This is a genomic window from Candidatus Palauibacter polyketidifaciens (assembly GCF_947581785.1).
In the GTDB taxonomy this organism is placed as follows: domain Bacteria; phylum Gemmatimonadota; class Gemmatimonadetes; order Palauibacterales; family Palauibacteraceae; genus Palauibacter; species Palauibacter polyketidifaciens.
This window is the reverse complement of record NZ_CANPVO010000003.1, coordinates 1-14948: the sequence shown is the minus strand read 5'-3', so window position 1 is coordinate 14948 and position 14948 is coordinate 1. Positions and strand designations below refer to the sequence as shown.

Annotated in this window: 12 protein-coding genes, 1 tRNA gene and 1 pseudogene; 13 read left to right on the top strand and 1 reads right to left on the bottom strand. The window is 69.2% G+C overall.

Going from position 1 to position 14948, the window contains the following annotated elements; genetic code table 11:
* Positions 1-3: 3 nt before the first annotated feature.
* Positions 4-258, bottom strand: coding sequence for a 30S ribosomal protein S20 (rpsT, locus tag RN729_RS00480; RefSeq protein WP_310781518.1), 255 nt, complete (start codon positions 256-258; stop codon positions 4-6).
* A gap of 250 nt (positions 259-508) precedes the next feature.
* Between rpsT and RN729_RS00475 the strand changes: the two genes are divergently transcribed.
* The 13 genes and pseudogenes from RN729_RS00475 to RN729_RS00415 all read left to right on the top strand — a co-directional run.
* Entirely contained in the window at positions 509-1285 is a 777-nt protein-coding gene (locus RN729_RS00475; protein WP_310781517.1) for a segregation/condensation protein A, read from the top strand.
* Positions 1282-1860, top strand: a complete 579-nt coding sequence (gene scpB / locus RN729_RS00470) for an SMC-Scp complex subunit ScpB (protein WP_310781516.1) — start codon at positions 1282-1284, stop codon at positions 1858-1860. The genes RN729_RS00475 and scpB overlap by 4 nt, the downstream gene beginning before the upstream one ends.
* On the top strand, positions 1826-2623 hold the full coding sequence (locus tag RN729_RS00465) for a pseudouridine synthase (RefSeq protein ID WP_310781515.1): 798 nt from the start codon (positions 1826-1828) through the stop codon (positions 2621-2623). The genes scpB and RN729_RS00465 overlap by 35 nt, the downstream gene beginning before the upstream one ends.
* A 49-nt stretch (positions 2624-2672) precedes the next feature.
* Positions 2673-3695 carry a MoxR family ATPase gene (locus RN729_RS00460; RefSeq protein ID WP_310781514.1) on the top strand — a complete coding sequence of 341 codons (1023 nt, stop codon included), beginning with the start codon at positions 2673-2675 and terminating at the stop codon, positions 3693-3695.
* An 86-nt stretch (positions 3696-3781) separates the two neighbouring features.
* Positions 3782-4624 (top strand): DUF58 domain-containing protein, encoded by an 843-nt coding sequence (locus RN729_RS00455; protein ID WP_310781513.1) that lies wholly within the window; start codon positions 3782-3784, stop codon positions 4622-4624.
* Positions 4621-5628, top strand: a complete 1008-nt coding sequence (locus RN729_RS00450) for a hypothetical protein (RefSeq protein WP_310781512.1) — start codon at positions 4621-4623, stop codon at positions 5626-5628. Before RN729_RS00455 ends, RN729_RS00450 begins: the two co-directional genes overlap by 4 nt.
* Positions 5625-6617, top strand: a complete 993-nt coding sequence (locus RN729_RS00445; RefSeq protein WP_310781511.1) for a VWA domain-containing protein — start codon at positions 5625-5627, stop codon at positions 6615-6617. Before RN729_RS00450 ends, RN729_RS00445 begins: the two co-directional genes overlap by 4 nt.
* Positions 6618-6619: 2 nt before the next feature.
* The gene (locus tag RN729_RS00440; protein ID WP_310781510.1) at positions 6620-7609 is read left to right on the top strand and encodes a VWA domain-containing protein; all 990 of its coding nucleotides are present in this window, start codon (positions 6620-6622) and stop codon (positions 7607-7609) included.
* A complete protein-coding gene (locus RN729_RS00435; RefSeq protein WP_310781509.1) occupies positions 7602-8312 on the top strand; it encodes a hypothetical protein in 711 nt (236 codons plus the stop codon). The genes RN729_RS00440 and RN729_RS00435 overlap by 8 nt, the downstream gene beginning before the upstream one ends.
* A gap of 115 nt (positions 8313-8427) precedes the next feature.
* A pseudogene (gene selD / locus RN729_RS00430) lies at positions 8428-9417 on the top strand (selenide, water dikinase SelD); the annotation flags it as partial.
* A gap of 104 nt (positions 9418-9521) precedes the next feature.
* A tRNA-Ile gene (locus tag RN729_RS00425) sits at positions 9522-9595 on the top strand.
* A gap of 57 nt (positions 9596-9652) precedes the next feature.
* On the top strand, positions 9653-12733 hold the full coding sequence (locus tag RN729_RS00420) for a carboxypeptidase regulatory-like domain-containing protein (protein WP_310781508.1): 3081 nt from the start codon (positions 9653-9655) through the stop codon (positions 12731-12733).
* A gap of 147 nt (positions 12734-12880) precedes the next feature.
* Positions 12881-14948, top strand: a 2068-nt coding sequence (locus tag RN729_RS00415) for a TonB-dependent receptor (protein ID WP_310781507.1), incomplete at its 3' end; no start/stop codon positions are given.

The window sequence follows — 14948 nt, the reverse complement described above, 5'->3', positions numbered from 1 at the left end:
ACGCTACCCCAGGCTGTTGACGTGCCGGGCCGCTCGCGCCTTCTGACGGGCGGCGGCGTTTGCCTTGATGACGTTTCGGCGGGTCGCTCTGTCGAGAATGCGGTACAGTTCGGACAGCGCCGGCGTGGCCTCGTCCGGCGACTTCGTCGCGAGGAGGTGCTTCGTCCTCGTCCGGATCTCGGACCGCACCTGGCGGTTCCGGAGTCTCCTCGCACGCGACTGGCGCAGCCGCTTCTTCTGACTCTCGTTATTCGGCATTCGATTCCTTCTTTTTTCTTCCCCGTGCGGCGGTCGGCGAGGCGGTTCGCAGACGGCCGCTCCGATCCGTCCGAAAATCAACACGGAAACATACGAGACTTGCCCGATACCTCCAACTCGGAATGACCGGCGGAACGTCCGGCGGAACGCATGTGTCGGGGGTACGCGCCGCGGGATGCCCGTGCTACATTGGGCACGGACCGGTCGGCGATCCTCGGTTTCCGCCGGCCCGAGCGCGCAGGGAGGTTTCTTGACGGCGGTTCCCAATCGACTTCCAAGCCAGCGGGCGGCGCAGCCGTTCGTCGTGGAGCTCGACCGGTTTCAGGGTCCCCTGGATCTCCTCCTGCACCTCATCCGGTCGCAGGACATCGACATCTTCGATATCCCGATCTCCACCATTACCCGGCAGTTCCAGGAAGCCCTCACCGAGGGCCTTGATCGCGTGGAGCTCGATCGCGCCGGGGAGTTTCTGGAGCTCGCCGCGACCCTCGTCCACATCAAGGCGCAACTCCTGCTGCCGGGGCGCAGCGACACGGAATGGGAAGATGATCCCCGGGCCGAACTCGTGCGGCGCCTCCTGGAGTACGAGCTGTTTCAGGAGGTTGCGCGGACTCTGGGCGCGGCCGAACTGGAGCGGCGGCGACACATGTCGAAGGGCTTCCTGCCTCCGCGACCGCCGCGCGAGGCCGAGGACCTCGAACTCGCGACGACGCTCGGCGACTTCCTGGCGGTGCTCGGCGATATCCGGGCCGCGGATCCCGCGACGGCGCACGTCGCCCCCATTCGCATCGTCCCGGTCGAGGACAAGATCGTCGTCATCCGACGTCTGCTGGGCGAGAGCCGTCGGGTGCCGTTCAACCGGCTATTCGATTCGTGGCAGGAGCGGCAGCACGTCGTCGCGGCGCTGCTCGCCTGTCTGGAGCTCGCCAGACAGCAGCTCCTGAGGCTCGAGCAGGTGAAGCGATTCGGGGCGATCTGGCTGTTCGGACCCCGCTCGCGGGATAACGGGGGAGAGGGAACGGCGTGAGTCCCGAGCAGATCGTGGAAGCCGCCCTGTTCGCGAGTCAGACGCCGCTCACCGCCCGCGAACTCGCCCGGGCGGACGACGCGCTCGACGTCCGGCGCGTCCGGGAGGCGCTCGCCGCGCTGCGCGAGCACTACGACACGGACGGACGGGCCTTCCAGGTCTACCAGCTGGGGGACGGATTCCAGATTCTCACGCGTCCGGAGTTCGTGCCGTACCTCGAGCGGTTCGAGTCGGTGCCCCGGCCTCCGACGCTTTCCCGGGCCGCGCTCGAGACGCTCGCGATCATCGCGTACCGGCAGCCCATCGGTCGGATCGAGGTCGAGGAGATTCGCGGCGTGGCGTCCACCTCGGTGCTGCGCACGCTCCAGGACTGGGAGCTGATCGAGATCGTGGGGCGGGGAGAGGGGCTCGGGCGGCCGCTCCTTTACGGGACGACACCCCGTTTTCTGGATCACTTCGCCCTGCAGTCGCTGGAGGATCTCCCGGCGCCGGAGGAGCTGTCCGTGGCGCTCGTGCGCACGGAACCGGAGGCGTTCACCGATGGCGCGCCGCCGCCGGAAGAACGCGCCGACTAGCTGCGCGAGCAGCGGGCGGCTGATGCGACTGCAGAAGTATCTTGCCAGGGCAGGGGTGGCTTCCCGTCGTGGGAGCGAGGATCTCATTGTCAGCGGCCGCGTCCGCGTGAACGGCGAAGTCGTGACGAAGCTCGGGACCACGGTGGATCCGGACTCCGCCCACGTCGAAGTGGACCGCCGCCGCATCCGCCTGAAGCCGGCGCTCTGGCTGGCGCTCAACAAGCCGCCGGGGTACACCTGCACGCGGCATGATCCCCGCGGGCGCCCGATCATCTACGACCTGCTCCCCGCCGAGGTCCGCCACCTGCCTCACGTCGGCCGGCTGGATTTCATGAGCGAGGGTCTCCTCCTCCTGTCGAACGAAGGGGATGTCGTGCACCGGCTCCTCCACCCCCGGACCGGGATCGAGCGGGTCTACCATGCGGAACTGCGCGGGCCCGTGACCGCGGGGCTGCCGGATCGGCTGCGGGCCGGCGTGGCGCTCGAGGACGGACCCGCGCGCGCCCGCCGCGCTCGCTGGATCACGCCTCCGCATGCGTCGTCGCCCACCGTCGAGATCGTCCTGGCGGAAGGAAGAAACCGGGAGATTCGACGCATGCTCGCCTCGCTCGGCGTCACGCTGCGGACGTTGCGCAGGACCTCGTTCGGTCCGATTCGGCTGGGCACTCTGGCAGCGGGAGCGACCCGTGAGCTGTCTCCGAAGGAGCGGGCGGCGCTCGAACGTGCGGCAGCCCCCGCTTGCTCCGGGGCGGTTCGGGAGTGAACATCGGGCGGCTGGCAGACCGACCATCACCGCGACAGCGAGAAGGCGCATGAACGGAGAAGCCGGGACGGCCCAACGGATCTCGGGAGAGGATCTCGAGACCCAGCAGGCCGCGATCCGTGAGGCGGGGACCTTCGTGGCCGAGGTTCGAAACGAACTGGGCAAACGAATCGTCGGACAGCACGCTCTCCTCGACCGCGTTCTCATCAGTCTCCTCACGGGTGGCCATATCCTGCTCGAAGGTGTTCCCGGGCTCGCGAAGACGCTCACCGTCAGCACACTCGCCGAGGCGATCCACACTACGTTCCGGCGCATCCAGTTCACGCCGGACCTGCTGCCCGCCGACGTCGTGGGCACGCTCGTGTGGGAGGAGAAGACAGGCACCTTCACTCCGAAACGGGGGCCGATCTTCGCGAACATCGTCCTCGCCGACGAGATCAACCGCGCGCCCGCCAAGGTCCAGTCCGCCCTCCTGGAGGCGATGCAGGAGCGGCAGGTGACGATCGGCGAAGAAACGCATCCGCTCCCCGTGCCGTTCCTCGTCATGGCCACGCAGAACCCCATCGAGCACGAGGGGACGTACCCGCTTCCCGAGGCGCAGGTGGACCGGTTCATGTTCAAGACCCGGGTCGGCTACCCGTCGCCCGAGGAGGAGCGGTCCATCATGCGGCTCATGGCGGGAGAGGATCCGCCGCCGATCGAGGCCGTCGTGGAGCCGGACCGCATCCTCGCCGCGCGCGCCATGCTTCCGGCGATCTACGTGGACCGCCGACTCGAGGACTACATCCTCCAGCTCGTGCTCGCGACGCGTGAGCCCGCGGCCCACGGCCTCGCGCAGTTCGTGGACTGGATCGAATTCGGAGCCTCGCCGCGCGCCACGATCTTCCTCGCGAGAGCCGCCCGCGCGCACGCCTTCATCGAGGGTCGAGCCTTCGTGGTTCCGGAGGACGTCAAAGCGATCGCCCGCGATGTCCTTCGGCATCGGCTCGTCCTGACCTTCCAGGCGCAGGCCGAACAGATCGATGCCGATCACGTCCTCGACCATCTCCTGGAGACCGTGCCGTTGCCGTGAGGCTGCCCGGTTTCCTGTGGCGCCCGCGACGGCCGGCGCCGACGGCCGACTCCGGCGCCGCGTCGAAAGAAGTTCGGCGGCTGGAGTTGAAGAGCCGGCGGTTCATGGACAACCCGGCTCTTGGACCTTACCCGTCGCTCTTCCGTGGACACGGCATCGAGTTTTCCGAAGTCCGCGAGTATCAGCCGGGCGACCCGTTCCAGGCGATCGACTGGAAGGTGACCGCCCGCATGCGCCGCCCCTACGTGAAGCGTTTCGTGGAGGAACGGGAACTCGCCGTCCTCCTCGTCGTCGATGTCTCCGCCTCGAACGAGTTCGGCACGCGGAAGGCGCTGAAGCGCGACCTCGTCGCGGAGGTGGCGAGCACCCTGGCCCTCGCGGCGATGCGCGCGGGAGACCCGGTGGGCATGCTCCTCTTCTCCGACCGGATCGAGCGCTACGTGCGGCCGGCACGGGGCCGCAACCGCAACCTCCGCCTCCTGCATGAACTGGTTTCCGTCCAGCCGGAGGGGAAGGGGACGGACCTCGACCTCGCGCTCGTCACAGCGGCGCGCATGTTGACCGTCCGCTCGCTCGTGTTCGTGATCTCGGATTTCGTGGGCGCCGGGAACCTGGCCCGCCCGCTGCTGGGGCTCTCGGGTCGCCACGACGTCGTTGCGCTCGCGATCGACGACCCCGCCGAAACGACGATCCCCGCAGCGGGCTGGGTGGAAGTCGTGGACCCCGAAACGGGCGACCGCGCCGTGGTCGACCTCGGAGACGCGGCGCTTCGGCAGCGGCTCGCGGAGCACGCGACCACGGGAGCGCGGGCGCTGGAACGGCTGTGCGCGCACTGCCATGTCGACCTCATGCGGCTGCGGACCGACACCCCGTACGAGTCCCGGCTCTCCGGCTTCTTCGCAGCCCGCGGCCGGCGGAGGCTTCGGTGAGGTGGTCCCGGTGTGCGGTCCGGATCGCCCTCGGCCTGGGGCTGGGGTTCGGCCTGGGGCCAGGGTTCGGCCCGGGGCCGGGGTTCGTCCCGGATCTGGCCGCCCAGGCCGCAGTCGACCTCGAGGCGACGGTCCTCCCTTCGTCCGTCCGGGTCGGCGAGGAGTTCACGGTCCGCCTCATCGTCGGGCAGGAGAGATCCGGAGAGGTTCGCTTCCCCGCGCTCATCGACGGGCCGGAGTCGATCGAGCAGACGGGACCGGTGCAGATCCGGTCTGTCGAAGAGGGTCGGCGCTGGGAAGCGGAGTACCCGATGCGCGCGTGGCGCGCGGATACGCTCGTGATCCCGCCGGTGGAGGTGGAACTCGCCGCCGCCGGCGGCGTGGTCCGTCGGCTGCAGCCCCCACCGGTCCCCGTCGCGAGCGTGCTCCCGGCCGCGGAGGATCCGCTCGAGCTGAGGGACCCGCGTCCCCTCCTGAGTCTGCGGGCGCTGCCCTGGTGGCTGCTCCTGCTCGCTGCGGCGCTCGCCGGGCTCGCCTGGTGGACCTGGGGTCGCGGCCGCGCCGCCGCGACCGCCGCGGAGGTCCCCCTCGGTCCCGGCGACCTCGCGCTTCGCGACCTCGCGCGCCTTCGCGAGAGGTGGGTCGGGCAGGAGGTGAGCGGCGACCGGTTCTACGACGGCTACGAGGACACGCTTAGGCGTTATGCGGATGTGACGCGCGGATGGGCGCCCTCGAAGGAACTCCTCGGGCTCGGGGGTTCCGACGCCGGGCTCGTCGCGGCGCTCCGCCACTCGATTCTCGCCCGTTTCGCGCGCAAGCGGACGGAGTGGGAGGGTCCGCTCGGCGACTTGGACGTCGGGGAGGCGTTCGTGCGCGCGGACATGGCGGATTCGCCCCCGGCGGATGGGTCCGGCGCGCCGGACGCCGCCGAAGCCGCCGAGGATGGTGCGGGGCGGCAAGGTGCCGGAGAGGGCGGCCCGAGCGGAAACGGAGGTGGCGCGTGAGCGAATTCGCACTCCCCGGCTGGCCGTTCCTCCTCCTGCTGGCGTTGCTGCCGCTGGGGTGGGTCCTGATGGGCTCGGGCAGAATCCGTCTCCCGTTTCCGGACATCGCCCGCCTCACCGGATCCCGTGGACGGGGACGGGGACGGTTCTGGTGGTGGTTCCCGGCCGCCCTTCGCTCCCTCGCCCTCGGCCTCGTCATCATCACGCTCGTCAATCCCGTACGGGTATGGGAGCGCGTGGAATCGGAGCGCGAGGGCGTGGCGATCATGCTGGCCGTCGATATCTCAAGCTCGATGCTGGCGGAGGATTTCCGGCCCGACAACCGCATCGAAGTCGCGAAGCGGGAGGTCATCCGCTTCGTGGAGGGAAGGGAGTCGGACTGGATCGGTCTCGTCGCGTTCGCCGGAGAGGCTCTCACGATGGTCCCGGGGACGCTGGACCACGCGGTCGTGGAGAGTGCCGTGGAGCGGCTCGAGGCGGGACAACTCCGGGACGGGACGGCGATCGGCGTCGCGCTCGCCACGGCGGCGAACCGGCTCCGCGACCTGGAGCCGGAATCGCGCATCGTCGTTCTGCTCACCGACGGAGACAACAACAGCGGCGGCATCTCGCCGGAAGAGGCGACGGCCGCGGCCGCCTCCCTCGGCATCCGCGTCTACACGATCGGCGTCGGCCGCGACGGGGTCGCCCCCGTGCCCGTAGCCCGGACGGCCTTCGGATACCAGTACGCGAATATCCGCGTCCACGTGAACGACGAACTCCTCGATCACATGGCGACCCGCACGGGAGGCATCTACTTCCGTGCGACCGATCCCGAGGGACTGACGCGGATCTACGAACGGATCAACGAACTCGAGACCACCCCGATCAAGGAAGTGCGGACGGAGGAGCGGGTCGGGATGCGCCGGCAACTTCTCATCGCGGCGCTCGCGCTCGTCATGCTTGAACTCCTCGTGGCGGCGACGCGCTCCCGCCGGGTCTGGACTTGACCGTGGCCCCGCTCCCCGTCGCCCTCCTGCTCGGGGCGCTGGCCATCGGGCTCAGGCTGCTCGCCTCGCGGCGGTCGAGCGGCGACCGCGAGAAGCTCGCCGAAACGTCGCTGCTCGAGCGCTACGTGCGGCTGCCGGTCCACGCCCTTCCACCGCTTCGGCTGGCCCTGCTCGGAGCGGGCGTCGTCGCGATCGCCCTCGCCTCCGGTTCCGGCGGGACGGAGGCCCGGCGTCTCGACGAAGGGGGAGCGGAAACGATCCTGGTGCTCGACGCGTCGAACTCGATGCTGGCGGGCGATGTCGAGCCGAGTCGGCTCGAGGTGCAGCGGCAACTGGCCGCCCACCTCGCGACGCGCACGGAGGGTCGGATGGGCGTCGTCTACTTCGCGGGCCGCGCGTACGTGCTCTCGCCGCTGACCACGGACATGAGCGCGATCGAGATGCTGGCGGAGGGCGTGCGGCCCGCGGCCGTGGGGCTGGGCGGATCCTCGCTCGCCTCGGGCCTCACGCAGGCGATCGATCTCCTCGCCGGCGGAGAGGACGGCGCGCGCAAGTCGATCGTGGTCTTCTCCGATGGCGAGGAAACCGCCGGCGCGCCCCTCGGTGAGGCGATCGGGCGGGCCCGGGACGCGGGGATCGTCATCCACGCCGTGGGGATCGGAAGCGAACTCGGCGGGCAGATTCCCCTGACGCGGGAGGCGTCGCTGGACCCGACGATGGCCGCGCGGCGGCGGGGCGGCGCCTCGGTGCTCCAGGGGCCGGACGGGAGCCCCGTCATCACGCGGTTGGACGCGGCCTCGCTGAGGCAGATGTCTCTCGGCACCGGCGGCCGCTATGTTGACGGTTCGGACGGGATCGACGCGATCGAGCGGGAACTGGCGCAGGGCGGCCGGGAACCCCTGACGTCGACCGACGACGCGGCCGTAGCGGCTTTGCTTCTGCTCGCCTTCGTCAGCCTCTGGGGAGAAGGGTTCCTGTTGCCACGTGGTTGAATCGACGCGGAGTGTTGCGATCCTAGGGCTCGCGGCCGCGGCCGCCTCGCTCGCGGCGTTTGCCGGGAGCGAGCCGCAGGCCGCGCCGGGTCAGGCGGCCGGTCAGGCCGGCGCCGGCGAACCGCAGGCGTCCGAATCCGAGGCCGTCGCACGCTACCGGGAGCGAGCCGCTTCCTCAGACCGGCCGATCGACCACTACAACTACGGGACGGCCCTCCTCCATGACGGACAGGTCGCCGAGGCGCAGGCCCCTCTCGAACTTTCGATCGGCAGCGAGCGGGACGAGGTGCGCGAGAGCGCCTTCTACAACCTCGGACTCAGCACGGCCCTCGACGGCCGTTTCGCCCAGAGCGACCCCTCGGCGCGTCGGAACGCCCTCCAGGCGGCGCGCGAAGCCTTCCGCGAGGTCCTCCGCCGCCGCGTGGACGATGAGGACGCGCGCTGGAACCTCGAACTCGTCGAGCGCTGGCTCGAGGAGGAGGGAGAGAGCGGCGGCGAGGAGCAGCAGGGCGGGCAGGGACAGTCTCCACAGGGGGCCGGCGCCGGCGCCGCCGCGGCCGCGGGCTCCGGCGAGATGGAGATGCTGTCGCCCGAACAGGCGGCGGCGCTCCTCGAACAGGCGGGCGACGCGGAAGCGGCGATTCGCGACCGCGTGATGGGCCGCAACCGTTTCCAGGATCCCGTCGTGGAGCGGAACTGGTAGGAATCCCTGCGAGACGCCTCGCGTCGCCATAGCTTCGGTCGCCATGAACTCGCCCTCGGCCGAAGCGGCCCGCCTGACCCAGTACTCTCACGGAGCCGGCTGAGCGTGCAAGCTCGGCCCGGAGGATCTGGGCCGCATCCTGCAGCACGTTCCGCACGTTCCCGATGACCGGCTCCTCGTGGGACTCGAGGGTCCGGACGACGCCGCCGTGTATCTGCTCGACGACGGGGAAGCCATCGTCGCGAGCCTCGACTTCTTCACTCCGCTCGTCGACGATCCGGCGGACTTCGGCGCCATCGCGGCCGCGAACGCGCTCGGCGATCTGTACGCCATGCGGGCCCGCCCCATCTTCGCGCTCAACATCCTCGCGGTTCCCGCCGGAACGCTCTCGGACGAGATCGTGGGCGCGATCCTCCGCGGCGCGGGGGAAGTGTGCCGCGAGGCCGGCATCGCCGTGGCGGGGGGACACTCGATCGACGACGCGGAGCCGAAGTTCGGACTGGTGGCCATCGGCCTCGGCGATCCCGACCGCCTGTGGAGGAAGGGCGGTGCGCGGCCGGGGGATGCGCTCGTACTCGGCAAGGCGCTCGGAACAGGCGTTGTCACGACAGGGCTCAAGCGCGGCGTGACGGACCCCGACGACCTCCGTGTCGCCGTCGATTCCATGCGACAACTCAACCGCGAGGCGGCGGCCGTTCTTTCCGGCTTCGACGTTCACGCGGCCACCGACGTCACCGGATTCGGGCTCCTCGGCCACCTGCTCGAGATGTGCAGCGCCTCGGACGCGAGCGCCCGGATCCGCGCTTCGGCGCCGAAACTCCTCCCCGGAGCGCTGCGCCTCGCCGGGGAGGGGTGCGTCCCGGGCGGCACGGCCCGGAACCGGGACGCCTACGCGTCGCAGGTGCAGTGGGATGACGCCGTCCCCGACGACCGGCGGACCCTGCTTCTCGACCCGCAGACATCGGGCGGGCTGCTCGCGGCCGTCCCGGCGCGTGAGGCGTCGTCCGCATCGTCCGCGCTCGCCGAGGCGGGCTACGCGTCCGCCGTGATCGGAGAGATCATCGAGCGGGACGGTCCCGAGGTCGGCGTCGAGGTCGCGCCGTGATCGCGCCGCGGAAACAGTGGCACCGCGGGAGCGCGGCCATTCCCGTGGCGGTTGCCGGGACGTTGGTGCGAGGCGTCGCGGCGCGTACGTTTCACGCTCCGTCCGGGCCCGTAGCTCAGCCGGTTAGAGCAGGGGACTCATAATCCCAAGGTCGCAGGTTCGAATCCTGCCGGGCCCATCTTCAGATCCCCGAGTCCCGACGCGCACTTCCACCAGGAGAAGCAAGGAGTCGTCCATGCGGCCATGCCGGGTTTCGGTATCCCGACGCGGGTCCACCCTTCTGTTCGCCGTGCTCGCGCTGTTCTGCGCCGCCGTGGCGGACGCGGCCGGGCAGGCCCAGGCGACCACCGGCGTCATCCGCGGGGTCGTCCGCGATCCCGTGGGGGCGCCCGTCGCCGGCGCCGCCGTGGTCATCGAGCACCGGGCGACCGGCTTTGCGACGACCGTCGTGACGGGCTCCAACGGGGCGTTCGTGCGGACGCTCCTTCCGCTGGGGGTCTACGACGTCACCGCCAGGGCCGTGGGCCAGTTCGGCGACGAGCGTACCGAAGGGCTCGTACTCCGGGTGGGAGAGGTCGTCGACCTCGTACTCGAATTCAGGCCCGTCGCGCTGGCCGACATCACCGTGACGGCGGACCGGACGCCGCTCGTCGACACCGAGGACTCATCGAGTTCCCACCGCCTCGCGGAGGAAGTCGTCGACAACCTGCCCAACAACGGCCGCAACTTCCTCGACTACACGCTCCTCACTCCGGGCGTTTCCGTGTCGCAGGGTCCGGACGGCGAAGTCCTCAACATCGGAGGACAGCGGGGGATCTTCAACAACGTTTCCGTGGACGGAGCGGACTTCAACAGCCCCTTTTTCGGCGAGCAGCGGGGCGGCCAGCGTCCCGCCTTCACCTTCAACCAGGACGCGATCGAGGAAATCGTCGTCGTGAACCAGGGGGCGTCCGCGGAGTTCGGGCGCTCCGCGGGAGGCTTCGTGAACGTCGTCACGAAGTCGGGGACGAACGAGTTCACGGGCTCCGCGCACTACTTCGGCCAGTGGGATGCGATCTCCACGGCGTACCCGGGCGAGCGCGGAGGCGGAAAGCCCGAGTTCGGACGCGGCCAGTTCGGCTTCACCGTCGGCGGCCCGATCGTGCGCGACAAGGCCTTTTTCTTCGTCGCCTACGACCAGCAGAAGGCGAACGAGACGAAGCAGTTCACGCGCAACGTCGTGAACCGGTCCGAGCTCGAGAAGCTGGAGAACTTCCTTCAAGCGCAGTGGCCCGGCCTGTTCGACGACGAGTTCGGCCCGATCCGCCGCACCGACGACAACCGGGCCCTGATCGCGAAGCTCGATTTCCACCTCAGCGACCGCCACCAGGCATCCTTCAAGTACAACTACACCTGGTCCCAGCAGGTGAACGGGACCTTCGACGTGGATTCCTGGGGTCTCAGCGCCAACGGCCTGGAGGAGGACTTCTCCCACGCGATCAACGCGAGCCTCAGATCGCAGCTCTCCAACACCGTCTCCAACGAGTTCCGCTTCCAGTACGCGCGCGAGGATCGGCCCCGGGGCTACGACGGACCCCTGCTTCCGGGCTCCGCCCCGCCGCCGCAGCCGGCCTTCTCCGCGATCGGCGGCCGCCCCTTCCCGGACATCGCGATGGATTTCGCGGATGGGTTCCGCATCGGGATGCCCTTCTTCCTCCCCATCGACCCCGGCTACGACACCCGGATCCAGCTCGTCGACAACCTCTCCTTCCTCGCGGGGGACCACTTGGTCAAGGTCGGCGTCGAGTACAACCGGACGGGGGTCGGCCAGCAGTTCATCGGCTTCGCGAACGGCCTCTACAAGTTTTCCTCCGTCGACGGGTTCATGAACTTCGTCACGCAGGGGAACCGGTACGTCACCTGCTCCGACGGTTCCGACAGCGCGGAAGGCGTCTGTCCGCCGGGGACCGCGATCACCGGCCCCGTACTCCTCTACCTGCAGGCCCTCACGCTGGGGAACACCCCGGCCGACCAGCTGGGCTTGCAGGACTTCTCGATGCACGAACTCGGGCTCTTCATCCAGGACACGTGGCGCCCGCGTGACAACCTCACCCTGAACCTCGGCGTGCGCTGGGAGGCGTCGTGGCACCCGGGGATGTTCATCGAGCCCGGGGACACCTTCTATGGATCATGGGTCGGGACCTCGGGCTTCCCGTCCGACGGGACGATCCCGGACGACCTCGACAATTTCCAGCCGCGCTTCGGGCTCGCCTGGGATCCACGGGACGATGGGCGCACCCTCGTCCGCCTGAACGCCGGGTCCTACTTCTCGCGCATCCCGATGCTGGTGTTCGCGCAGCACCGGACGACGAACGGCGCCTTCCAGGGCACGCAGTTCGCGGCCAGCGACGCGACCTTCCTTCCACCGCCGCCGCAGATCGGGGAATTCCTGACACCGCCCCCGCCGGGCACGCCGCCCTTCCAGCCCGGCGTGAACATCGCGGATCGCAACCTCGAACTGCCGCGGACCTGGTCCTTCAACGTCGCCATCGAGCAGGCGCTGAGCGAGAACGCGGCGGTGACGCTCTCGCTGCAGCACGCCCGCACGGACAACCTGTTCCGCTTCGTGGACCGAAACGCGGCGGAACTCGGCGCGCCCTTCGCCGAAGGGGCCAGCGCCCTGGGGACGGTCACCGTGACCGAGAGCAGCGCCCGCTCCCGCTACAACGCGATCACGCTCGGACTGCGCGGGGACGCCGCGCTCGACGGAAGGCTGAGTTTCGACGCGAACTACACGATGGGCTTCGACAGGTCGGATGACGATAACGAACGGGATCCGTTCAACTTCTTCTATGCGACCGCAACCGATTTCGAGCCCGAATACAACTGGTCGATCCGGGACCGGCGGCACCAGCTGACCGGTTTTGCGCTCTTCGATCTCGGGCGCGGGATCGTCCTCAACCACGTCTTCCGATACCTCTCCGCATCGCCGATGTCGGAAAGTTGCGGCCCGACCGCGGCGAATCCTCTCGCAGCCCCCGCGGGTCAGCGCGCGGGAGCCCCGGGGGACCGCGTGTGCGCCGATGGATCCGTCCTCAGGCGCAACACGCTCCGGCGCGAGAACGACTTCTTCACGTGGGATCTGCGACTCTCGAAGGCCTTCGATGTCGGGGGCGGACGCACGGTCGAGCCGATTCTGGAGGTCTTCAATCTGACGGGCGCCGACAACTTCCTCGACACCGCGCAGACCGGCCTCCTGTTCAACTTCGACGGCACCATCCGGAGCGGCCTCGGTGACACGCGGCGGGCTCAACTCGGGATCCGCGTCCGCTTCTAGCAGCCTGCCGGCGGTCTGCGCGCCCCCCTCTCGGGGGGGGAGCCCTTTACGGAGAGGGTTGCTGAACCTATAAATCGTGGAACGAGTTGAAGGAAACGGAAGCGGACCGTTCGGTCGTTTTCGACCCTGCAGCCCAAGGAGTGCCGCATGAAAGGCATCGCTTGTCGCACTATCGGAGCATGGGGAGCCGCCGTCTTCGCGCTCGCCTGCCTCGCACCGGGCCTCAGCGGCCAGGGTGCGGGCAGCATCGCGGGCCAGGTGACGGAAGAGGGCTCCCTCCGACCGCTGTCGTCCGTGCAGGTGTTCATCGAAGGCACCGGAATCGGGACCTTCACGAACGCCAGCGGAGACTTCGTCCTGCTCAACGTCCCCGCCGGGGAGCAGACGCTTACGGTCCGCCTGGTCGGCTACCGTCAGGCCTCCGAGACCGTGACCGTCGCCGCCGGCGAGACCCAGACGGTCAACTTCGCCCTCATCGTCACCGCGGTCCAGATGGACGAGATCGTCGTGACGGGCACCGGCGTTGCGACGGAGAAGCGCCGGCTCGGCCACACGATCGCGACGCTGGACGCGGCGGAGCTCGAGAATGCGCCGATCTCCGACTTCAGCCAGTTCATCGCGGGCCGCGAGCCCGGCGTGGTGGCGCTGCCCTCGTCGGGCTACACGGGCGAAGGCGCCCGCATCCGCATCCGCGGGTCGGCGTCGCTGTCGCAGCTGAACGAACCGATCGTCTACGTTGACGGGATCCGCGTGGACCGCTCCGCGGTGCAGAACTTCAACGGGCAGGGGAACCCCTCCCGCCTCGACGACATCCCGCCCGAGTCCATCGAGCGCGTCGAGATCCTGAAGGGCGCCGCGGCGGCGACGCTGTACGGGACGGAGGCCTCGAACGGCGTGATCCAGATCTTCACGAAGCGCGGCACCATCGGACGTCCGCGCTTTACGCTGCGGGCCGACCTGACCGGGATCTCCGTGCCGACGAACCGCATCCTGCCGCTCGCGGACTTCGCCGGCCGGGCCTGCGCGAGTCCCGGATGCACGGGAGACGGCGACGCCCAGCGGCTGGCGGATGCCGTCAACCTGATGTCGAACCGCTGGGGAGAGTCCGTGTCGCCCTGGACCCCGGTCGAGCGCGACCTGATTCCCGATCTGCTCACCACCGGATTCGGCCAGACGTACTCCGGATCCCTCCAGGGCGGAACGAGCGTGTTCCAGTACTTCGCCTCCGCGCGCCTCGCGACCGAGGACGGCCCTTACGACGCGTCGCGGAACTTCGAGGTCGTGGAGGGGCTGGACCCCGAGAACGACACGAACCGCCGCGCTTCGATCCACACCAACTTCACGCTGATCCCGAGCAGCGACCTGCGCATCGGCGTGACGACGCTGTATTCGGACATGGAGCACCACACGCCCGACAACTCGAACAACATCTACGGCGTGTTCTCATCGGCGCTCATGTCTCAGCTGCGGCTCGCCAACAACGACCCGGAACTAGGGCAGATCAACCAATACGGCCAGCCGGCGTTCGCCACGCTGCGCGAGAACGCGTACCAGTTGAACTTCGTGAACTCGCAGCACTTCGCGGGCTCCACAAACATCGACTTCTCGCCCACCGAAGCTTTCAACCTCAACGGGACCTTCGGGATCGACTTCACGTCCGACGACGCGGTGAGTTTCCGGCCCTATCGGTGGAACGTGGACGGCTTCTCGGGCTCGACCCCCGAGGGGAGCCGGGACGTCAACGAGAATCGCAGCCGCGAACTCACGGCCGACATTAAGGGCTCCTACGTCTTTAGCACCGACCGGATCGAGAACACGCTGCTCTTCGGCGGCCAGGGATTCCTGCGCACGGTGCAGTCGGCGGGGGGAGACGGACGCGACTTCCCCGGCCCCGGCCTCGAGACTCTTTCGGCGCTGGGTTCCGAGTCCTCGTTCGAGAACTGGCTGCGGGTGACGCAGCTCGGCGGCTACGTACAGGACCAGATCGGATACGACAACTGGCTCTTCCTCACGGTGGGGGCTCGCTGGGATGCCAACTCGGCGTTCGGTGAGGCCTTCAACACCGCTTTCTACCCGAAGGCCAACTTCGCCATCGTCCCGAGCGAGCAGTGGGACAGCGAGGTCTTCTCGTCGATGCGGATCAAGGGGGCCTACGGAACGTCCGGGCTGCAGCCGGGCGCCTTCGACAAGTTCACGACCTTCTCGTCGCTGGGCA